The organism is Bifidobacterium sp. B4111 (genome assembly GCF_026537235.1).
Lineage (GTDB): Bacteria > Actinomycetota > Actinomycetes > Actinomycetales > Bifidobacteriaceae > Bombiscardovia.
Genome location: NZ_JAFNMO010000001.1, coordinates 611,155 through 632,021 on the forward strand (window position 1 = coordinate 611,155; position 20,867 = coordinate 632,021).

At 60.7% G+C, this 20,867-nt stretch carries 17 protein-coding genes, 2 tRNA genes and 2 pseudogenes; 18 read left to right on the plus strand and 3 right to left on the minus strand.

Annotation, left to right across the window (positions count from 1 at the left end; all coding sequences use genetic code 11):
* The first annotated feature begins 3 nt into the window (after positions 1 to 3).
* The 5 genes from rpsA to pyk all read left to right on the plus strand — a co-directional run bounded on the left by rpsA (position 4) and on the right by pyk (position 7,076).
* Positions 4 to 1,509 carry a 30S ribosomal protein S1 gene (gene rpsA, locus J3T93_RS02825; protein WP_220235952.1) on the plus strand — a complete coding sequence of 502 codons (1,506 nt, stop codon included), beginning with the start codon at positions 4 to 6 and terminating at the stop codon, positions 1,507 to 1,509.
* 101 nt (positions 1,510 to 1,610) lie between these two features.
* Positions 1,611 to 2,228: a dephospho-CoA kinase gene (gene coaE / locus J3T93_RS02830; RefSeq protein WP_267430451.1), complete on the plus strand. Its 618-nt coding sequence runs from the start codon at positions 1,611 to 1,613 to the stop codon at positions 2,226 to 2,228.
* A 39-nt stretch (positions 2,229 to 2,267) separates the two neighbouring features.
* Positions 2,268 to 4,379, plus strand: coding sequence for an excinuclease ABC subunit UvrB (uvrB, locus tag J3T93_RS02835; RefSeq protein ID WP_220235950.1), 2,112 nt, complete (start codon positions 2,268 to 2,270; stop codon positions 4,377 to 4,379).
* Between the two features lie 141 nt (positions 4,380 to 4,520).
* Positions 4,521 to 5,519 carry a TerC family protein gene (locus J3T93_RS02840; protein ID WP_267399804.1) on the plus strand — a complete coding sequence of 333 codons (999 nt, stop codon included), beginning with the start codon at positions 4,521 to 4,523 and terminating at the stop codon, positions 5,517 to 5,519.
* A gap of 114 nt (positions 5,520 to 5,633) precedes the next feature.
* Positions 5,634 to 7,076 (plus strand): pyruvate kinase, encoded by a 1,443-nt coding sequence (gene pyk / locus J3T93_RS02845; RefSeq protein WP_267399805.1) that lies wholly within the window; start codon positions 5,634 to 5,636, stop codon positions 7,074 to 7,076.
* Between the two features lie 148 nt (positions 7,077 to 7,224).
* Here pyk and J3T93_RS02850 read toward each other — a convergent pair whose 3' ends face one another.
* Positions 7,225 to 7,818, minus strand: a complete 594-nt coding sequence (locus J3T93_RS02850; RefSeq protein ID WP_024627356.1) for an NUDIX domain-containing protein — start codon at positions 7,816 to 7,818, stop codon at positions 7,225 to 7,227.
* Positions 7,819 to 7,939: 121 nt separating this feature from the next.
* On the opposite strand from J3T93_RS02850, the gene J3T93_RS02855 reads away from it, so the two are divergent.
* The 11 genes and pseudogenes from J3T93_RS02855 (at position 7,940) to J3T93_RS02900 (ending at position 16,983) form a co-directional block, all read left to right on the plus strand.
* A tRNA-Leu gene (locus J3T93_RS02855) sits at positions 7,940 to 8,013 on the plus strand.
* A gap of 50 nt (positions 8,014 to 8,063) precedes the next feature.
* Positions 8,064 to 8,711: an ANTAR domain-containing response regulator gene (locus J3T93_RS02860; protein WP_015021953.1), complete on the plus strand. Its 648-nt coding sequence runs from the start codon at positions 8,064 to 8,066 to the stop codon at positions 8,709 to 8,711.
* A gap of 7 nt (positions 8,712 to 8,718) precedes the next feature.
* Positions 8,719 to 11,613 (plus strand): DNA polymerase I, encoded by a 2,895-nt coding sequence (gene polA, locus J3T93_RS02865; protein ID WP_267430452.1) that lies wholly within the window; start codon positions 8,719 to 8,721, stop codon positions 11,611 to 11,613.
* 53 nt (positions 11,614 to 11,666) lie between these two features.
* The gene (locus J3T93_RS02870) at positions 11,667 to 12,584 is read left to right on the plus strand and encodes a Nif3-like dinuclear metal center hexameric protein (RefSeq protein ID WP_267399809.1); all 918 of its coding nucleotides are present in this window, start codon (positions 11,667 to 11,669) and stop codon (positions 12,582 to 12,584) included.
* Positions 12,585 to 12,619: 35 nt separating this feature from the next.
* Positions 12,620 to 13,303, plus strand: a complete 684-nt coding sequence (locus J3T93_RS02875; protein ID WP_267399811.1) for an NUDIX hydrolase — start codon at positions 12,620 to 12,622, stop codon at positions 13,301 to 13,303.
* A 127-nt stretch (positions 13,304 to 13,430) separates the two neighbouring features.
* Entirely contained in the window at positions 13,431 to 14,144 is a 714-nt protein-coding gene (locus J3T93_RS02880) for a TetR/AcrR family transcriptional regulator (RefSeq protein ID WP_267399812.1), read from the plus strand.
* 117 nt (positions 14,145 to 14,261) lie between these two features.
* Positions 14,262 to 14,986, plus strand: a pseudogene (locus tag J3T93_RS02885) (ABC transporter ATP-binding protein).
* 1 nt (position 14,987) lies between these two features.
* Positions 14,988 to 15,437: pseudogene (locus J3T93_RS10020) on the plus strand (ABC transporter permease); the annotation flags it as partial.
* Between the two features lie 22 nt (positions 15,438 to 15,459).
* Positions 15,460 to 15,684, plus strand: coding sequence for a hypothetical protein (locus tag J3T93_RS02890; RefSeq protein WP_267430453.1), 225 nt, complete (start codon positions 15,460 to 15,462; stop codon positions 15,682 to 15,684).
* Positions 15,685 to 15,697: 13 nt separating this feature from the next.
* The gene (locus J3T93_RS02895; protein WP_267399815.1) at positions 15,698 to 16,600 is read left to right on the plus strand and encodes a hypothetical protein; all 903 of its coding nucleotides are present in this window, start codon (positions 15,698 to 15,700) and stop codon (positions 16,598 to 16,600) included.
* Complete coding sequence (locus J3T93_RS02900; RefSeq protein ID WP_267399817.1) at positions 16,585 to 16,983, plus strand: hypothetical protein; 399 nt, start codon at positions 16,585 to 16,587, stop codon at positions 16,981 to 16,983. Before J3T93_RS02895 ends, J3T93_RS02900 begins: the two co-directional genes overlap by 16 nt.
* Here the strand turns inward: J3T93_RS02900 and J3T93_RS02905 are convergent.
* Positions 16,975 to 17,048 (minus strand) — tRNA-Pro (locus J3T93_RS02905). The genes J3T93_RS02900 and J3T93_RS02905 overlap by 9 nt on opposite strands.
* 118 nt (positions 17,049 to 17,166) lie before the next feature.
* Between J3T93_RS02905 and aroA the strand changes: the two genes are divergently transcribed.
* Together aroA and hisN are read left to right on the plus strand one after the other, a co-directional pair.
* On the plus strand, positions 17,167 to 18,522 hold the full coding sequence (gene aroA / locus J3T93_RS02910; RefSeq protein ID WP_416378823.1) for a 3-phosphoshikimate 1-carboxyvinyltransferase: 1,356 nt from the start codon (positions 17,167 to 17,169) through the stop codon (positions 18,520 to 18,522).
* A gap of 32 nt (positions 18,523 to 18,554) precedes the next feature.
* Entirely contained in the window at positions 18,555 to 19,355 is an 801-nt protein-coding gene (gene hisN / locus J3T93_RS02915; protein WP_267430455.1) for a histidinol-phosphatase, read from the plus strand.
* A 157-nt stretch (positions 19,356 to 19,512) separates the two neighbouring features.
* Here hisN and J3T93_RS02920 read toward each other — a convergent pair whose 3' ends face one another.
* Positions 19,513 to 20,739: an acetate/propionate family kinase gene (locus J3T93_RS02920; protein ID WP_267430456.1), complete on the minus strand. Its 1,227-nt coding sequence runs from the start codon at positions 20,737 to 20,739 to the stop codon at positions 19,513 to 19,515.
* Positions 20,740 to 20,867 lie beyond the last annotated feature (128 nt).

The window sequence follows — 20,867 nt, forward strand, 5'->3', positions numbered from 1 at the left end:
TTAATGGCAGAGAACAAGAAGGAAGTCCCCCAGGTCGCGGTCAATGACATCGGGTCCGAGGAAGACTTCATCAAGGCAGTCGATTCCACCATCAAGAACTTCGACGATGGGGATCTGGTCGAGGGGACGGTCGTTAAGATCGACCATGACGAGGTTCTGCTGGACATCGGCTACAAGACCGAGGGCGTGATTCCCTCCCGCGAGCTTTCCATCAAAAAGGATGTCGATCCCGACGATGTGGTCCAGGTCGGTGACACCATCGAGGCTTTGGTCGTCACCAAGGAGGACAAGGAAGGCCGCCTGATCCTGTCCAAGAAGCGTGCCCAGTACGAGCGCGCCTGGGGCGACATCGAGAAGATCAAGGAGGCTGACGGCGTCGTTGAGGGCACCGTCATCGAGGCCGTCAAGGGCGGGCTCATCGTCGACATCGGCCTGCGTGGCTTCCTGCCCGCATCCCTGGTCGAGATGCGCCGCGTGCGCGACCTGTCCCCCTACATCGGGCAGAAGATCAAGGCCAAGATTCTGGAGCTGGACAAGAACCGCAACAACGTGGTCCTCTCCCGCCGCCAGTACCTGGAGGAGACTCAGTCCGAGGTGCGCGAGACCTTCATGGCCCAGCTCAAGAAGGGCCAGATCCGCGAGGGTACGGTCAGCTCCATCGTCAACTTCGGCGCCTTCGTCGACCTGGGTGGCGTGGACGGCCTGATCCACGTCTCCGAGCTCTCTTGGAAGCACATCGACCACCCCAGCGAGGTCGTCAAGGTGGGCGACAAGGTCACCGTCGAGGTGCTGGATGTCGATATGGACCGCGAGCGCATCTCGCTGTCCCTTAAGGCCACCCAGGAAGATCCTTGGCAACGCTTCGCGCGAACCCACGTGCCCGGGCAGATCGTCAAGGGCAAGGTCACCAAGATCGTGCAGTTCGGTGTCTTCGTCTCCGTCGAGGACGGCATCGAGGGCCTGGTCCACATCTCCGAGCTGGCCAACCGCCACGTGGAGAACCCCGAGACCGTGGTCAAGCAGGGCGAGGAGATCTTCGTCAAGGTCATCGACGTCGACTTGGATCGCCGCCGCATCTCCCTGTCCCTCAAGCAGGCCGACGACTCTGTCGACCCGACCTCCGAGGACTTCGACCCGGCCATCTATGGCATGCCTGCCGAGTACGACGAGGACGGCAACTACAAGTACCCCGAGGGCTTCGACCCCGAGAGCAACGAGTGGATCGCCGGCTACGAGAAGCAGCGGGAGGAGTGGGAGTCCCAGTATGCGGCCGCCCACGACCTCTGGGAGCAGCACAAGGCTTTCGTGGCCAAGGAGCTGGAGAACGCCGAGGCTTCGGCTGCCGAGGACAGCCGGTCTTCCCAGACGCCTGCCGCCGGTTCCCGCTCCCGCCGTCAGAACTCCGAGGAGACCACCAACTACAGCTCGGAGTCCAGCTCCGAGGGCACCTTGGCCTCCGACGACCAGCTGGCCGCCCTGCGCGAGCAGCTGCTCAAGGAAAAGAAGTGAGCGTTAAGCGGTAAATGGAGGGGTCCGGCCTCGGTCGGGCCCCTCCATTTGTATGTGCTGCCATAAGGTATAAGCGGGAGGTCGGGATGATACGTGTAGGATTGACTGGCGGGATTGCGGCCGGCAAGAGCACGGTGGCGGCTCGGCTGGCTCAGGACGGGGCCAGGGTCATCGATTACGATCGGCTCTCCCACGAGGTCATCGCTCTGGGCGGACCCGGCGTAAGGCCGGTGCTGGAGAGGTTCGGTTTAGGATGCGGGGACGGCCATGGTGGAGTGGACAGGTCGGCTTTGGCGGCACGGGTCTTCGGCGGGCCGACAGCCGACCAGGATCGCCGGGACTTGGACGACATCATCCATCCGCTGGTCTATGACTTGGCCGCCAAGGCCGAGCAGCCCTGGCTGGACGGCTCCGAGGTGGTGGTCCATGAGGTGCCCCTGCTGACAGAAGTGGGCTCGACCATTCCCTTTCATTTCGACAGAGTCTTGGTGGTGGAGGCTCCAAGCCAGGTGAGGATTGCGCGTATGGTGAATCAGCGGCATATGACGCCAAGCCAGGCTGTTGAGCGCATCGGTTCCCAGAGCAGCAGCAGTTCGCGACGCGCTCAGGCCGATCTGCTTGTTGACGGGTCCCAGCCTATCGAACAAATGTTCGAGTTTGTTGATAGAATATATAAAGAGCTACAGGTCCTGGCCCAGGAGTCCTCGCACAGCGACTGAGGGGCCTTAGGCGGATGACGCATCCTGGAAGGGAGTTTCATGGGGTTCAATATTGAGCGGACCGACAAGCCCTTCGTGGTCAAGTCTCCCTATAAGCCCTCCGGCGACCAGCCAGAGGCCATCGAGGAACTGGCCACGCGGATCGAGAACGGCGAGAACGACGTGGTGCTCATGGGCGCCACCGGCACCGGCAAGACCGCGACCACGGCCTGGCTGATTGAGCGTCTGCAGCGGCCTACCCTGATTCTGGAACCCAACAAGACTCTGGCCGCCCAGCTCTGCGCCGAGTTCCGCGAGCTGATGCCCGACAATGCGGTCTCCTACTTCGTCTCCTACTACGACTACTACCAGCCTGAGGCCTACATTCCTCAGACGGATACCTATATCGAGAAGGACTCCAACATCAACGACGACGTGGAGCGGCTCCGGCACGCCGCCACGGCCAACCTGCTGACCAGGCGCGACTGCGTGGTGGTGGCCACCGTCTCCTGCATCTACGGCTTGGGCACGCCCGAGGAGTACGCCGGGCGCATGCTCTTCCTGCACGAGGGGGACAGGATCAACCGGGACGACCTGTTGCGCAAGTTCGTGGACATGCAGTACAAGCGCAACGACATCGCCTTCACCCGAGGCACCTTCCGCGTGCGCGGCGACACGGTCGAGATCATCCCCGTCTATGAGGAGCTGGCCGTCCGCATCGAGTTCTTCGGCGATGAGATCGACCGCATCTCCACCCTGCACCCGCTGACCGGCGACGAGATTGCCCACGAGACCTCCGTGCACATCTTCCCCGCCTCCCACTATGTGGCAGGTCCCGAGCGGATGGAGCGCGCCTTGAAGACCATCAAGGAGGAGCTGGACTGGCGTGTGGGCCAGCTGCGCAAGCAGGGCAAGGAGCTGGAGGCCCAGAGGTTGACCATGCGCACCACCTACGACCTGGAGATGCTCACCCAGATCGGCACCTGTTCCGGGGTCGAGAACTACTCCCGCCACTTCGACGGGCGCGAGCCCGGGACGCCGCCCCACACTCTGCTGGACTTCTTCCCTGATGACTTCCTGCTGGTCATCGACGAATCCCATGTGACCGTTCCCCAGATCGGAGCCATGTACGAGGGGGATGCCAGCCGCAAGCGGACCCTGGTCGAGCATGGCTTCCGGCTGCCCTCGGCCATGGACAACCGTCCGCTGAAGTGGCCTGAGTTTCTGGACAAGGTTGGCCAGACCGTCTACTTGTCGGCAACGCCGGGCGACTATGAGATGGGTCTGTCCGACGGGGTGGTGGAGCAGGTCATCCGGCCCACCGGTCTGCTGGATCCCGAGGTGGAGGTGAGGCCTGTCAAGGGCCAGGTGGACGACCTCCTGGACGAGATCAAGGCCCGAGTGGCCCGTCACGAGCGGGTCCTGGTGACCACGCTGACCAAGAAGATGGCCGAGGACCTGACTGACTACCTGCTGGAGCGAGACATCAAGGTGGAGTATCTGCACTCAGACGTGGACACCCTGCGGCGGGTGGAGCTCCTGCGGGAGCTGCGCGAGGGCAAGATCGACGTCATTGTGGGCATCAACCTCCTGCGTGAGGGGCTGGACCTGCCCGAGGTCTCCCTGGTGGCTATTCTGGATGCGGACAAGGAGGGCTTCCTTCGCTCCTACCGCTCACTGATCCAGACCATCGGCCGTGCGGCCAGGAATGTGTCCGGCAAGGTCATCATGTATGCCGACGAGGTCACCGACTCTATGGACAAGGCCATCAGCGAGACCAACCGTCGCCGGGCCAAGCAGATTGCCTACAACAAGGAGCACGGCGTGGACCCCAAGCCGCTGATCAAGAAGATCAGCGACGTCAATGACATGCTGGCGAAGGAGGATGTGGACACCCAGACCCTGCTGGCGGGTGGCTACCGCAATGCCAACAAGGCTGGCAACTCCCATTTGGGTGTGCCCCTCTACGACAAGGAGGAGGCCGACAAGCGGCATCAGGAGATTCTCCAGGCTGGTCTGCCGGCTCAGGACCTTGCCGACCTGATCCGTCAGCTGAGCGACCAAATGCACACGGCTGCGCAACAGCTGCAGTTCGAGCTTGCAGCCCGTCTGCGCGATGAGATCAAGGATCTGAAGAAAGAGCTGCGGCAGATGACCGAGGCGAAAAAGTAAGTAGGCCAAAAGTAGGTTTGGCCTGTGATGCGGAGGCAAGAGCATCTCAGGCCCAACCTGCAGACCGCTGCCTGCGAGAATGCTCTGACGGGCAGACGGGGGCGATGAGCACGTCATATCTTGCCGCTAAAATCAGGTGATATGTCCGAGACACCTCTACCTTTCATGGTTGTGAGCCTGGTTGTGCTGGCCATCTTCTTCGTGGTCGATCTGTTGGTGATCGGGCGTCGGCCGCACGTTCCTTCGACCGGCGAATGCGTGAGGCACATCGGCTTCTTCGTGGTTATGGCCCTGATTTTTGGTGCTTTGATCTGGAAGGTGGCCGGTTCCAAGCCGGCCATCGAATTCTACTCGGGCTGGTTGACCGAGTACTCGCTCAGCATCGACAACCTCTTCGTCTTCGTCATCATCATGGGCAATTTCGCTGTGCCCCTGCGGCTTCAGCGCTATGTGCTCAGCGTCGGCATCACCATCGCCCTGCTGCTGCGCGGTGTCTTCATCCTGGCCGGAACGGCGCTGATCACCCGCTTTACCTGGGTCTTCTTCATTTTCGGCTTCTTCCTGCTTTACACCGCCTGGAACATGGTCTCCAGCCGAGGCAAGCAGGAGGAGTACCACGAGAATGGGCTGATCAGGGTCCTGCGCCGGGTCATTCCCATCACCAGCCACTACGACGGTGAGCACCTGCGGACCACCTTCGAGGGCAAGCGCTACTTCACGCCCATGCTGGTGGTCTTCCTGGCCATCGGCACCACTGATGTCATGTTCGCCTTTGACTCCATTCCGGCCATCTTCGGACTGACCAAGGATCCCTTCATCGTCTTCACCTCCAATGTCTTCGCCCTACTGGGCCTTCAGCAGCTCTACTTCTTGCTGGGATCCCTGCTGGATAAGCTGGAGTATCTGCCCCTAGGGCTGGCTGTGGTCCTGGCCTTCATCGGGGTCAAGCTGATCATGGAGGCTCTGCACGGCAACACGCTGCCCTTCATCAATGGCGGGCAGCCCCTGGAAGCCGTGCCGGATATACCGACCTGGGCGTCCCTGCTGGTCATTGTCCTGGCCGTAGGCATCGCCGCTCTGGCTTCGATACTCAAGAGTCGTCGTCAGTCCCTTGAAACAGACTCGCAGAGAGAAAAGTAATAAGCGATCCCTTGAACCACAAGGGATGTTAGCGCTAACGGAAAATAGTGGTTCCCATCAGGCTGAGTCTGTACAATAGAACGGTAAACAGGAAAAAGAACAGGCAGGTAGCATATGCGCAAAGCCAAGATCGTCGACACCATCGGGCCGGCTTCGGAGTCTCTGGAGAACATCACCAAGCTGGTCAAGGCCGGTATGGATGTAGCCAGACTCAACCGGTCACACGGCACCCCCGAAGATCACCTCAAGGTTTACAACAACGTCCGTCAGGCCAGCAAGGAGACTGGACGAAATGTGGCGGCCCTGGTCGATCTGCAGGGTCCCAAGATTCGTTGCGGCTGGTTCAAGAAGAACGAGCAGGGCGAAGACAAGGTCAACCTCAAGGAGGGTCAGGAGTTCATCATCACCACCGACGATGTCGAGGGTGACGAACACATGACCTCCACCACCTTCAAGGGTCTGCCCGGGGACTGCCACCCCGGCGATCCCATCCTGATCGACGACGGCAAGGTCCGCCTGGAGGTCACCAAGGTCGAGGGCAACCAGGTCTATACCAAGGTGGTCGTGGCCGGTCCTGTCTCCTCCCACAAGGGTATCAACCTGCCTGGTGTGGCTGTGAGTCTGCCGGCGCTGACCCCCAAGGACGAGGAGGACCTGCGTTGGGGCATCCGCACTGGCGCTGACATTATCGCCATGTCCTTCGTCCGTTTCGCCACCGACATCGACCGTGCCCATGAGATCATGGACGAGGAGGGTCGCCGCATCCCCATCGTCGCCAAGATTGAGAAGCCCCAGGCTGTTGAGAACCTGGAGGAGATCGTCAAGGCCTTCGACGGCATCATGGTGGCCCGCGGTGATATGGCTGTGGAGATGCCCTTCGAGCAGGTCCCCCTGGTGACCAAGCGCTGCATCGAGCTGGCCCGTCAGTACGCCAAGCCGGTCATCGTCGCCACTGAGGTCCTGGGCTCCATGGTCCATTCGCCCATCCCCAGCCGCGCCGAGGCCTCCGACTGCGCCAACGCCGTTCTTGACGGTGCCGATGCCACCATGACCTCCAACGAGACCGCCGTGGGCGAATACCCCGACACCACGGTCTCCACCATGGCCCGGATCTCCGACTACGCCACTACCCACGGCTTCGACCGCATCCCGACCATGCACAACCTGGACATGTCCAACTCGGGTGCCGTCTCTTCCGCCGCTGTGGATCTGGCCGACAAGATCAATGCCAAGGCCATCGTGGCCTTCACTCAGACGGGCAACACCGTGCACCGGATCTCTCGCGAGCGTCCGGCTGCCCCCATCTATGCATTGACCACCAATGAGCACACCTATCATTGGCTGGCCTTGAGCTGGGGTACCGAGGCGTTCCTCTGCGGGCAGGACTACCATGACTTCACTCGCGCAGACCTGATGAACTTCGTGGACTCCATCCTGAAGAAGCAGGGCAAGGTCTCCGACGGCGACTGCCTGGTGGTGCTTAGCTGCGCCCAGGGCGAGCATGAGCCAGGTAACACCGACTGCATCTACGTCCACACCGTGGGCTCCAACGAGTGATGCTCTGATGTGCCACCTGACTGTCGATTAAGTCAGTCAGGTGGATCCTCAGATCTCCAAGATGCTGATGAAGCAGTGAACCGGTGGTCTTTTCCCCATATCAATGTAGGGGGAGAGGCCACCGGTTCTTTGTGTGAGGGTGTCTGTGTCAGTGCAGGTCAGACAGTCCGATTTTGGCCCGCAGGATGGCGATGGTGGTTTTGGCGTCCAGTATGGTTCCTGCAATCACCATGTCATAGGCCTCATCCACAGTGAAGAGTCGCACATTCTGGTGGGGGGTCTCTGGTGCCAGGCTAGCCGGTTGGACCGGGGTCAGGCCCTCGGCATAGAAGAGTGTGGTGTGCTGGGTGGAGAAGCTGGGGGTGTTGATGAACCTCGCGAATTGGTTGAAGGAGGCAGCCTTGTATCCGGCCTCCTCGCGCAACCGCCTGGTGGCCACATCGATGGGGGCTTCCTTGTCATTGAGTGGATGCCCTGCCGGCAGCTCAAGGGTCCAACGGTGGGTGGGCAGACGGTACTGCTCGACCAGGGGTATCCGTCCGTCGTCGGTGATGGCCAGGACGGCGATGGTGTCTCCATGCTTCTCGCTGACGATGCTGCGATCGAAGGTCTGATTGTCGCTGGATTCAAAGGTGACTCTGTCGACGCTGAAGTAGTGGCTGTCCATAATCTGCTTGCGGGCCTTCTCCTGGACGGGGGAGGTGCGCCAAGGATCGAACCGTCGATAGATCTGAGTGGTCATCATGCTCTCCTTCGACTGCTGATGTGCCTGAATACATAACTGTCTTCATTCTAAGGCAGAATCAACACGAATAACCTTGCGTCGTCGCCAAAGTATGGTAGATTCTCTGTGGTGATGAAAAGCCCCCGTATCCCAATTGGTAGAGGAAACGGCCTCAAAATCCGTGCAGTGTGAGTTCGAGTCTCACCGGGGGCACGATAAAGCGAACCCCCATCCGTCTCTCATCGGTTTTCGCTGAAGCGCGGATGGACTTTCAGGAAACGAGGTTGAAAGTGGCTTCAGAGAGTAAGAACCGCAGCGATTCCCCCGAAGGGCGGACCGTGGTTGTGGCGGAGGACGAGGCTTTGATCAGGCTCGATACCGTCGAAGCTCTCGAGGATGCCGGCTATGACGTGGTCGGTCAGGCGGCCAGCGGCCAGGAGGCCATTGATCTGACCCGCGAGCTGAGGCCCGATGTAGTCGTGATGGACGTGAAGATGCCCGGCACGGACGGCATTACCGCCGCCACTGAGATCGGCAAGGAGAACCTGGCCCCTGTGGTTATGCTGACGGCATTCTCCCAGCAAAGCCTGGTCGAGAAGGCGGCTGATGCTGGAGCCATGGCCTACGTGGTCAAGCCCTTCGCTCCGGAAAAGCTGCTGCCGGCCCTTGAGGTGGCCATCTCACGCTTTGACCAGATCAACGCCCTGAAGGACGAGGTCACCGACATGAAGGCCCGTTTCGAAGCTCGCAAGCGGGTGGATCGGGCCAAGGGTCTGCTCATGGAGAGCATGGGCATGACCGAGTCCGAGGCCTTCCGCTGGATCCAGAAGACCTCCATGGACCGCAGGCTGACCATGCAGGAGGTGGCCGACGTGGTCATCAACAACGTGGCCAACCAGAACGACCGTTAGCCCTCCTATGGAAGACCAGACGAAGAAGCAGGACAAGGACGGCCGCATCCTGCTGGTCGTCGATGGACATTCGCTGGCCTTCCGGGCCTTCTATGCCCTTCCCGTCGAGAGTTTCACCACTTCGACAGGGCAGCCCACCAACGCGGTATGGGGCTTTGCCACCATGCTGGCGGATGTCATGGCCAAGGAGAAGCCCACCCACATGGGCGTGGCCTTTGATGTCAAGGGCGGCACCTTCCGCAATGCCATGCTGCCCCAGTACAAGGGCACCCGTGAGGCCGCCCCAAAGGAACTGCTGAGCCAGCTGCCGCTGATCCAGGACCTGCTCAAGGGACTGGGCATCACCTATATCGAAAAGCCCGGCTACGAAGGCGATGACATCATCGGCACGCTGGCCACCATGGGGGAACAGGCCGGATTCAAGACCCTGGTCCTGTCGGGCGACAGGGACGCCTTCCAGCTGGTGGACGACGACATCACCGTGCTCTACCCCGGCCACCACTTCAAGAACCTCAAGCACATGACCCCGCAGGCCATTATGGATCGCTACAAGGTGACCCCGGAGCAGTATCCCGATCTGGCCGCCATGCGCGGGGAGGGAGCCGACAACATCCCCGGCGTGCCGGGTGTGGGCGACGGTTATGCGGCCAAGTGGATCAACAAGTACGGATCGTTGGATTCCATTCTGGAGCATGCCGACGAGATCGGCGGCAAGAAGGGTCAGGCCTTGGCTGAGAACGCCGACCAGGTGCGGCTCAACCGGAAGGTCAACGCCTTGGTGCGCGACCTGGACTTGGGTGTGAAGGTGGAGGATCTGCGTTTCGGCACCATCCACACGGATCAGGTTCTGCCCATCTTCGAGCAATTGCAGTTCGGCCCCCAAACCCGCAAAAAGATTTTGCGGGGCTTCAATACGGTAGCCGATTACGATTACTCTCCAGCCTCGGCACTGGTCGATGTCAGCAACAAGCAGGAGGAGTTCGTCCAGCCCGAGCGCGATAAGGTGGAGTCTGCAGACCAGTTGCGGAACTGGTGCGAGAAGCATCTGCCGGACAAGGCCCTTTGCCGGCGCTCGGCGGACCATGTCAAGGCCATGGCCGATTCCTTGGACAAAATCAAGGACATCGGCGACTCCGACCAGAATGCCATGCGCTGCAGCGAGGCCATGAAGGAGTACTGGGTTCTCCACGCCATCGGCTGGGCCAAGCATGGCGACTATGGTCTGGAGGAGCTGGCCATTCTCTCCATGGACGGGCACGGCCTGGTCCTCATGGCAGAAGACATAGACGAAGATATGCTTGGGGCCATCCAGGAGCTGATCGACCAGCGGATCGGTACCTGCGTGGTTCATGGTTACAAGGAGCACTTGCACCTCTTGGAGAGTCAGGGGTTGCACATGCCGCTGCCTCTGTTCGACACTAAGCTGGCAGGCTACCTGGCTGAGCCCGATTTTCACGCCGACAACCTCGAGCAGGCCGTCGCCCATTTCCTGGCCATTCCCGTGGAGGAGGAACCTGAGGCCACCCAGGGGGCCCTGGCTCTGGACGGGCGAGAGGACGAGGACGAACGTCGGCGGGGGACCCGGATTCTTCGCCAGGCTCAGTACGTCATGATGGTTTCCGAGCGTCTGCAGGAGTTGATGGACGAGCGTCACCAATATGGCCTGCTGCGCACCATAGAGCTGCCCACCTCCGCAGTCCTGGCGCAGATGGAGACCGAGGGCGCCAAGGTGGACGATGCCCGCCTGAAGGAGATGCACGACCGGTTCGCCGCCGAGGCCCGCCAGGCCCAGGAAATCGCCTGGGATAGGGCCGGCAGCCGTGTCAACCTGCAGAGCCCCAAGCAGCTGAGCAAGGTGCTCTTCGACGACATGGGCCTGGTGCCCACCCACAGGACCAAGACAGGCTCCTATTCGACCAACGTCTCGGTCCTGCAGGACCTCTATATCAAGTCGGTCAACAACGAGCGTGCCAACGACTTCCTGGGGGCCCTGCTCAAGCACAGGGAGACCAACAAGCTCAAGCAGATCGTGCAGACCCTGCGCGAGGCGGTCAATCCCCGGGATGGACGGCTGCACACCACCTACGAGCAGACTGTGGCGGCCACCGGACGGCTGAGCTCGGTGGATCCGAACCTGCAGAACATCCCCAACCGGGATGCCCGGGGCCGTGAGATCCGTTCGGCCTTCGTGCCAGGCAACGGATACGAGGCCTTGCTCTCTTCGGACTACTCCCAGGTGGAGCTGCGGATCATGGCCCACCTTTCCGGGGATCAGGCCCTGATTGACGCCTTCAAGTCTGGCGCTGACTTTCATCGGTATGTGGCCAGCCTGGTCTATGACATCCCCATGGAGGAGGTCACCGGAGACCAGCGCTCCCACGTGAAGGCCATGAGCTACGGGCTGGCCTATGGACTGAGCACCTATGGCCTGGCCCAGCAGCTTAAGATCAGCCCGGCTGCGGCTGACGTGCTGCGTGCCAAGTACTTCGCCACCTTTGGCAAGGTTCATGAGTACCTGGAGTCCCTGGTGGCCGATGCCCGGGAGAAGGGCTACACCGAGACCATGTTCGGGCGGCGGCGCTATTTCCCAGGACTGCGCTCCAAGCGCCGTCCCACCCGCGAGGCCTCCGAGAGGGCCGCCTTGAATGCGCCCATCCAGGGGTCGGCTGCCGACATTATGAAGATCGCCATGATCAAGGCCAGCCGTGCCTTGTCCGATCAGGGGCTGAAGAGTCGCATCTCCCTGCAGATCCACGATGAATTGCTGGTGGAGATCGCTCCCGGCGAGACCGAAAAGGCCACCAAGCTGGTCAAGGACTCCATGGAACATGCCGTTGAATTGGCCGTACCTCTGGATGTATCCACCGGTATCGGCCAGGACTGGGAGCTGGCTGCTCACTGATCCGACATGGAGTGGCCTGGGACCAGCCCAGTAGGATCCAAGGAGGGATCGTCATGCCTGATGAACAGGATGAGGCCCAGAGGCCTTCGGCGCCCCTGGGCCAGGTGGTGGATCTGCTGGAGGGGCTCTACCCTCTGGACTACGCGGAAGACTGGGACCATCCGGGTTTGGTGGCGGGGGATCCGTCCTGGCCAGTCAGACGGATCTGGTGTGCTGTGGACCCTCGGCCTGATGTGGTTCAGGAGGCTCTGGACCACAAGGCCGACCTGCTGATCACCCACCATCCGCTCTTCTTCAGATCGGTCCACCAGGTTTCCGGCCTGGACTTCCGCGGGGATATGATAACCAGACTGGTTGAGGGTCACTGTGGGCTCTGGGTGGGGCATACCAACGCTGATGCCGCCTACCGTGGTGTGGCTCAGGCGGCTGCCGATGCCCTGGACCTGCAGGAGGCGAGACCGCTGGCTCCTCAATTGGTCTCAAACCGCGATTTGCACGCCGATCAGGGGATCCAGGTGGGTCTGGGTCGTTGGGGACGGCTTCCTAAGCCCACCCCATTTGAGGATTTGGTCCATACCGTGGCGGGCCTTTTGCCAAAGACGGCTCTGGGTGTTCAGGCGGTCGGTCCGTCCCTGGCCATGGTCTCTACAGTCGCCCTGCTGCCCGGCTCGGGGGATTCCGAGTTCGACTTGGTTCGATCCACGGGGGCTGATGTCTACATGACCAGCGATTTGCGCCATCACCCTGCCACGGACGCCTACCAACAGGCCCTCTATGAGGCCAGGATGGCCGGTCGGCCCAATCAGCCCAGACCCATGCTGATCAACACCCCACACTCGGCCATTGAGAGCCTCTGGTTCCGCTACGCCAAGGGAGACATTGCCAGGGCCCTGAAGACGGTCACCGGTGTTCGCCCGCAGGTGGAGGTTTCGTCCATCGTCACCGATCCCTGGACCATGGTGGTGCGTTGACGGCTGAGGATTGATGGTTGAGGAGGAGTGATTTCATGAGCGATGAAGCGCAGGATCTGCAGGCACGATTGGCCGCCAAACTGGATGGCCGCGATGGTCAGGGACCCAAGGGTATCGATATGACCCGCGCTCCCAAGCTGATGGATGACAGGGAGGTCTTTCGCGGCCCGATATTCGTTATCGACCAGCAGCGGGTGGCCATGTTCCGGCGTGACGGTTCCAAGGAAACCATCGACCGGCAGCTCATCCGTCATGACCCCTGTGTGGTCATCCTGGTACACGACTGCGCTGCCGATGCCTATCTGCTGACCCGCGAGTACCGGGTGGGTGCCCAGGCCTATGTCTTCGGCCTGCCGGCCGGCTTCATCGACCCGGGGGAGAGCCCCGTCAAGGCCGTCCTGCGCGAGCTGCGTGAGGAGACCGGTCTGGTGCCCGGACCTGAGGGTGCGACGGGCTCAGAAAGCCATCTGGATCCGGAGGACGGTTGGATTGATGCTGCTCCCGATGTCTACTCCTCCCTGGGTATGAGCGACGAGCTCGGCCACATCGTGGTCCTGCATCTGCGTCGCTGGCATCAAGGATCCACCGACTTCGACCCGGGCGAGCATATCCAGTCGGCCTGGGTCTCCTGGCAGGAGCTTTGTGCAGCGGGAGTCGCCGATGCCAAGGCGGTGGTGGCCATTCAGCATGAAGCCATCCGTCGCCTGCAAAAGGATTAATGTCTAGGCTTCAACGCTCGTAATTGCGCAAGCAGAACATACCGGTGGTATGATATCTTCTTGTCAGAAAAGATGGTCATGTCAGAATGATCAGGCATTGTTGCGCTGACAGGGAGAGGAGCACTGCATGGGCACGCCGAAGGATCCTGAAGGACATCGCAATCAGATCCTTGATGTAGCTCAGTGGCTCTTCCTGGAAAAGGGTTACGACGGAACCAGCATCCAGGACATCGTCGACGGCCTGGGTGGCATGACCAAGGGAGCGGTCTACTACCATTTCCCATCCAAGACGGCTATTTTCCACGCGGTCACCGAGCGTATGGCCTCGTCCTCATCCCAGGGAGACTGGCTGGGGGACTGGCCTGGCGAGACCGGGTTGGAGAAGCTGCGCAACGAGCTGATTGCCTCCTTATCGGCATACTCGCGTCTGGATGTCACCTTCTCCGCCAGAACCCTGCTGAAGAGCCCCCTCATGGTAGGGGAGATGTATCTGAAATCCATGGACAGGATTGTGGACGTGATCACCCCTGATGTCCGCGAAGGTGTGGAGGACGGCTCCATCGCCCCATGCAATCCCGAGGATCTGGCCCAGGTGCTCTACATCCTGCTCAACATGTGGATAGGGATTCGATTCTCGACCATGACCCGGGACCAGGTGGTCTCCAAGTTCACCCTGTTGGCGGATATGCTCAAGGGAATAGGGGCGCCTGTCGTCGATGATCGGGTTATTCGCGCGGCCGTGCACCTGCACGCACATCTGAAGAGCAATCCTTTGACTGCCACCAGCGGGGAGTCCACGCAAGAGGAATCTGACAAGAATCAGGATCAAGGGGTCTCTTAGAGCCGATAGATTTCTTAAGGCCAAGAGGGCTCCGGCTACTAGCAAGATTCGGGCGCTCACCGAGGAATGGTTTTTGTTTCCACCAAACATACCATCGGTATTTTTGAAGGGAGTTTTATGCAGGTGCTGAAGGCGGACGGTATTGTCCAAGTATTTGAAGGCAGGGAGGTGCTGTCCGGACTGGATTTGACCCTGGAGCAGGGCGAGATTCTGGGCTTGCTGGGTGCCAACGGGGCTGGCAAGTCCACGCTGTTGAAGATCCTGACCGGAGGCCTGTCGGCGGCAGAGTCTGTTTTCTAGGGAGGCCTCTCCGCGAAGACTATCCGGGCAATCTGGCCAGAATGGGAGCGTCCATCAACGAGCCGGTCTTTTATGAGTCCCTCAGCGCTAGGGAGAATCTTGAAATTGATCTGACCTACCTGGCATTGGCAGACCGGGAGCATAGGGATGCCAAGCCTACCGGGATCAGCCATCTTTTGGAGAAGGTCGGATTGGCCGCCGATTCAACTACTCCTGTCGGCAGGTATTCCATGGGTATGAGGCAGAGGTTGGTCCTGGCCAGGTGCATGGGCCATCATCCTGACCTTTACCTACTGGACGAGCCGCTGAACGGACTGGACCCTGTGGCCATCGAACAGCTGCGAGACAGCCTGCGAAGCCTGGCAGCCCAGGGGAGTGCAATCCTCTTTTCCAGCCACATTCTCTCCGAGGTGTTGCGCACGGCCGACCGCGTAATGGTCGTGGCGGACGGCAGAATCAGCCTACAGGCCAGCGTGCCGGAACTGCTCAATCAAGGCCAGGAGGTCGCCGAGCGAACCCTGGTCAAGGCCATGGAGGGCTGATATGAAGACGCTGCTGAAATTAGAGCTGAAAAAGACCAGGCTATGGCCCTGCATCTTCGGAGGGCTGGCAGTAGTGGCCGCAGCCTTGGCCATCGGAGGCATGTTCCTGGCCATTGGCCACACAAGCGGCCGGTCAGACCCTCGGCTGTCCAGTCTGGCCTTCGTGCTGCAGATGGCCATGGTCATCCTTCTGGTGGGCTTCTCCCTGGTGGCTGCTGCCCTCTGCAACCTGGTCTTCATTGAGCCCTATACGTGGAGGAACCTGGCGCTCACCCTCTCATGCCCGATATCGCGAGGTCGAATCCTGTTGTCTAAGCTGGTTTTCGTCGGCCTCTTTACGGCGCTCTCCTACTTGGTTGGGACGGCCATCACCCTGACTGTCATCTTGCTGATCGACCGTCTTGTGGGTTCGCTTGGAACGGGCTCGTCAGGCAGTCTGCTTGGACAGGTTCTCCTCATGCTGGTTACCAGCCTTGCCGGACCTGGTGGGGTTGGTTGGCATCGCCCTTTCTATAGGCTTCTGGAAGCGCTCGCTGCCCATCATGTTCGCAGTCCTGCTTCTGCTGGACGCTGTAGTGGGCAACCTGCTCTCCCTCTCCCCGCCACTGTCTGCTCTGCTGCTTCTGATTATCTTTCTGGCCTCCCTGCCGGCCTGGTGGCTGCTTCACCGGACCCTCATGAAGATCGAACTGCCCTGATCGACGGCCGACCATGCAGGAGCTTCTGAAGAACAAGCCTTTCGTGACCATGTTTCTGGCCAGTCTCTTGAATACGGTCGGAGGCGAGCTCTTCAACATCGTCTTCATCGTCTATGCCCAGACCATGCCCTTTGCCGGACTGGCCGTCTCCATAGCCTCAATGGCCTGGGTGGCTCCAGCCCTGACGGCCATTCTGACCGGATACCTGGCCGACAGGACCATGCACAAGACGCGGATGCAAGTGGTGATCAAGCTGGTTCAGGTGTGTATCTATCTGGTTATGGCCATAATGATCGGCAGGTCCAAGAGCCTTCCCGTCTTCCTGCTGCTGGTGGCCGTGGATATGACATCTTCCATGCTGGAGGGGTATGCAGGCAGTCTGTGGATGCCGGTTCTCAAACATCTGGTTCAGCCGGGCCAGCTTCACCAGGCTACTTCGATCACCTCTGCTACCTCCAGCGTTGCGGCTGTCATCAGTGCAGGTGGAGGCGCAGTGTTAATTGCCTTCCTGGGTAACAGTTTCGCTATATTTGCGCTGATCAACGCCCTCACCTTCCTTCTGGCGGGGATTCTCGTTGCTGTTGGCTATAGGGAATTCGTCAGGGCGGAGGTCTCAGTTAATGGCTCGCCTGTGGGCAAGCATGTGGGACTAGCATCCAGCCTCCATGTGACCTTGGGGGAGTTCCACCACTCCGCCTTTCTGGTCCTGATGGTGGGTTTCGGATGCATGGTCAACCTTCTGGGGACGGCCCTGCAGCCCCTGCTCAATCTGGGGCTTATCTCCAGCCCGAGGTCTGGTGGGGAAGCTACGGAACGACTATTGCCGCCGTCAACGGCATCTCCTCCCTGGGACTCATCCTCGGTGCACTCATTGCTGCGGATCCTCTCAGGCGGTTACCCATGGCCCACCTGCTGACCGGTGTCATGGCCGCAGCTGCTGTGGTAGGGGTCAATCTGGTCTGGCTGCGCATTCCTGCCCTACTGTTCTTTCCTCTCCTGGCCATGAACTATCTTCTGGGCAAGATCAACCCTAGGTTCATGACCATGCTCATCAGTACGGTGGCCGAGGACCACTTGGCCGCAACTATGGGAGTGGTACAGACTGTCATGATGATCGGGGCGCCTCTGGGGCAGATGGTCTTTCTGACGCTGGGTAATCTGGTCGGCATCCCCATCACCATGTCCATTTATGCGGGCCTGACGGGCCTTTTTGCTCTGTCGATTTTCTCTACGGGATTGCTGGGCATGAATGCCAAGGATCCGACTCCCGAAATGGGACGAAAGCAAAAGTCGGGCTAGCCGGATTTGAACCGGCGACATCCTGCACCCAAAGCAGGCGCGCTACCAAGCTGCGCTATAGCCCGGCGCCCATCGCTGTCACTGCATGGGCACAATGTATCAATATAGCACACGGTCGGGTCCCGGCTGGTCCTGCGAGGATGAGCAGGGAGCGCGAACAGCTCTGCGCCTGCGGTTACCATGGTGACCATGACAGTGGAAGAGATATGGGCGGCACCGCAGGCTGATGGCCCCTTGGATGCAACGGTGACCATACCGGGGAGCAAGTCCCTCTCGAACAGGTATCTGATCCTGGCGACCCTGGGAAGTCGTCCGGTCAGGCTGACTGGTCTGCTCAGATCGCGTGATACGGACCTGATGATTGGGGCCCTGGAGGCCCTCGGCGTGGATTGTCGGGTTGATCCGGACGACCCTACGAATGTAACGGTCATTCCACCGTCAGGCGGACGTTTCCGTGGCGGCGCCCGGGTAGACTGCGGACTGGCTGGAACCGTCATGCGCTTCGTGCCGGGCCTAGCCATGCTGGCTGATGGCCCCACGCACTTCGATGGAGACCAGCAGGCCTATCGGCGTCCCATGAGGCCTCTCTTGGACGGCCTGACCCAGCTGGGAGCCAAGATCGAGTACCTAGGCCAGGAGGGCTTCCTGCCCTTTGTGCTCACACCCCCGAATCGCCTGGTGGGCAGGGAGGTGACCATAGACTCCTCGGCATCCTCGCAGTTCATTTCCGGCCTCCTGCTGCTGGCTGCCAGAGCTGATGGCACTATGACCATCGTCCACTCTGGTCAGCATCTGCCCAGTCTTCCGCACATCGCCATGACTGTTGAGGATCTGCATCAGGCTGGAGTCCAGGTTCAGGCCAATCCTGATCGTTGCAAGTGGAGCGTTGAAGGCAGGGGATCTGCTGGGACGCAGCTGCCCGATCGGGTCCAGGTGGAGCCCGACCTGTCGAATGTGGCTCCCTTCCTGGGAGCAGCCCTGATAGGAGGCGGGCAAGTCAGTGTGCCCAACTGGCCAGAACGGACCACACAGCCAGGTGGCTTGCTGCCCGGGTATCTGAAAACTATGGGCGCGAAGGTAGACATGGTTCCCGACGGTAAGGGTAGCGCCACCTGTCGGGTGACCGGGGGGGAAGCCATTCATGGACTCGGCGACTTCGACCTGTCCCCAGCAGGGGAGATCGTTCCCTCGATTGCGGCCATCCTGGTCTTTGCCGATGGGCCCAGCCGCCTGCACGGCATTGACCACCTGCGCGGTCATGAGACCAATCGGCTGAAGGCACTGGCCACCGAAATCACCAGAATAGGCGGCCAGGCCCGTGAGCTGGACGATGGCCTGGCCATCGAGCCCGTGCCTGTGCACAGTATGCATGGGGCCGTCATGGAGACCTATGCCGATCATCGCATGGCCACCTTTGCCGCCATGATCGGGCTCAAGATACCTGGCATCCGAGTGCGTAATATCGGCACCACGGCCAAGACCATGCCCGACTTCCCGGGTATGTGGAAGCGGATGCTGGCAGACGAGGGTCAAGGCTGAGCTACAGCGATTCGAGCGAAAGGAGCCGTGTTATGAGCGTCGAAGCTGAAAGGCAGACCTGGCAGGAGGATCTGGACCTGGCCATCGCCATGGTTGACCAGGCGGATCAGGTCACCATGGGCTACTTCAAGTCGCCGGATCTTCACGTGGAACGCAAGTCGGACAATACCCCGGTCACCCAGGCTGACAGGGAGGCGGAGGCGGTGATTCGTCGCGTGCTGGCTCGGGCTAGGCCGGACGATACCATCTATGCCGAGGAGCTGGGAAAGCAGGAGTCCAACGGCAGGCGGTGGATCATCGATCCGATTGACGGGACCAAGAACTATGTGCGCGGGGTCCCCGTCTGGGCGACCCTGATCGGCTTGGAGGTAGACCACCAGATGGTAGTCGGCGCGGTATCGGCCCCCATGCTGGGCACCCGTTGGTATGCTGCGCAGGGTCAGGGAGCCTACATGGCGCGCCAGGGCGAGGCCCCCAAGGCCATCCACGTATCAAGAGTGGATCGGATGGAAGACGCTTCCATGTCCTTGTCGTCGCTGACAGGGTGGAAGGCCATAGGCCGCCGGGAGCGGCTTCTCGACCTGACTGACCGGATCTGGCGTCTGCGCGGATTCGGCGACTTCTGGCAGTACATGCTCCTGGCCCAGGGTGCCATTGATCTGGCGGCCGAACCGGAGCTGGACCTCTATGACATGGGTGCCCTGGTCCCCATCGTGACCGAGGCAGGCGGCAGCTTTACCGATCTGGCAGGCAACCCGGGTCCATGGGGTGGCAATGGTCTAGCTAGCAACGGTCTTCTGCACAAGGAGGCATTGGCGGCTTTGGGGGACTGACCTAAACGATATATAGAAAAAGGTCGGTGACCACATGCATTGCTGTGGTCACCGGCCTCTTTCTGCTCCTAGGACCAGGTTCCTAGAACCAAACCTTGAACTCAATCATCCCTTATTCAATCATCAATCAGATTGAGGGGACAGGTCCGGTTAACGGTCAGGCCTGGAACTTGTTGCCGTAGGCATCGCCCTGGCTGGCGACGACCTCGGCCTGGCGGGCGATGGAGAGCTCCTCGTTGGTGGGGATGACGCAGACGGCGACCGTGCTGTCAGGAGCGGAGATGATCCGGGCCTCCTTGGACCGCTGGTCGTTCTTCTCCTGGTCCAGCTTCACGCCGAAGGGCACCAGCTGCTCGATGACCCGGCGGCGCACAATCTCATCGTTTTCGCCCACGCCGGCCGTGAAAGTAATGGCATCCAGGCCGCCCATCTGGGCCGTGTAGTTGCCGATGTAGCCGACGATGCGGTGAACGTAGATGTCCAGGGCCAGCTTGGCATCCTCGTCGCCCTCGGCGATCAGCTTGTGGACCTCGCGCATGTCGCCATGGCCGGTCAGGCCGGTCATGCCGGAGCGCTTGTTGAAGAGGGTGTCCAGCTCATCCACGCTCATGTGGGCGTTGCGGATCAGGTGGAAGACAACGGCAGGGTCGATGTCGCCGGTGCGCCCGCCCATGACCAGGCCCTCCAGAGGGGTCAGGCCCATGGAGGTCTCGACGGGATGCCCGGAGACCTGTGCCGAAGCGGAAGCCCCGTTGCCGATGTGCAGGACAATCTGCCGCAGGCCCTCTGCAGGCTTGCCCAGCAGGCCGGGAACCAGCTGGCCAACGTACTGGTGGCTGGTGCCATGGGCGCCGTAGCGACGGATGTGGTACTGCTTGGCGATGTCCTTGTTGAGGGCGTAGGTGGAGGCCTTCTTGGGCAGTTCGAAGAAGAAGGAGGAATCGAAGACGAAGACCTGGGGGGTCTGCGGCATCAGTCGGCTCATGACCTCGGCGCCTTCAGCCTCGGGTCCGTTGTGCAGGGGGGCCAGCACGGCCAGATCCTTGACCTGGCTCAGGGTCTTCTTGGTCAGGAGAGCGGGCTTGGGGAAGATGGCTCCACCCTGGACGACACGGTGGCCGACGGCGATGATGCCGGCCTTGTCCAGATCAGGGCCATACTCCTTGAAGAAGCCCAGGACACGCTTGAGCCCGACCTCATGGTCGTGGATGGGCTCCTCAAGCTCGTGTTTTTCGCCGTTGACCTCATGCTTGTAGTGGCCGTCGGTGGGCTCGCCGATCTTCTCGACCAGACCCGAGGCCAGGCTCTGACTGGTCTCCAGATCGACCAGCTGGTACTTGATCGAGCTTGAACCCGAATTGATGACTAGGACGGTTTTCGCCATTGGGGCATCCTCCTGATGTGCTTGTATAGAGCCAGTGCTCCTCAATCAGTCTTCAAGATTACTCGTCGGCCCTTACAAGCCGCGGTATATAGCCAGGCCGACATGGTTTTGGGGCTGCTACCGGAACC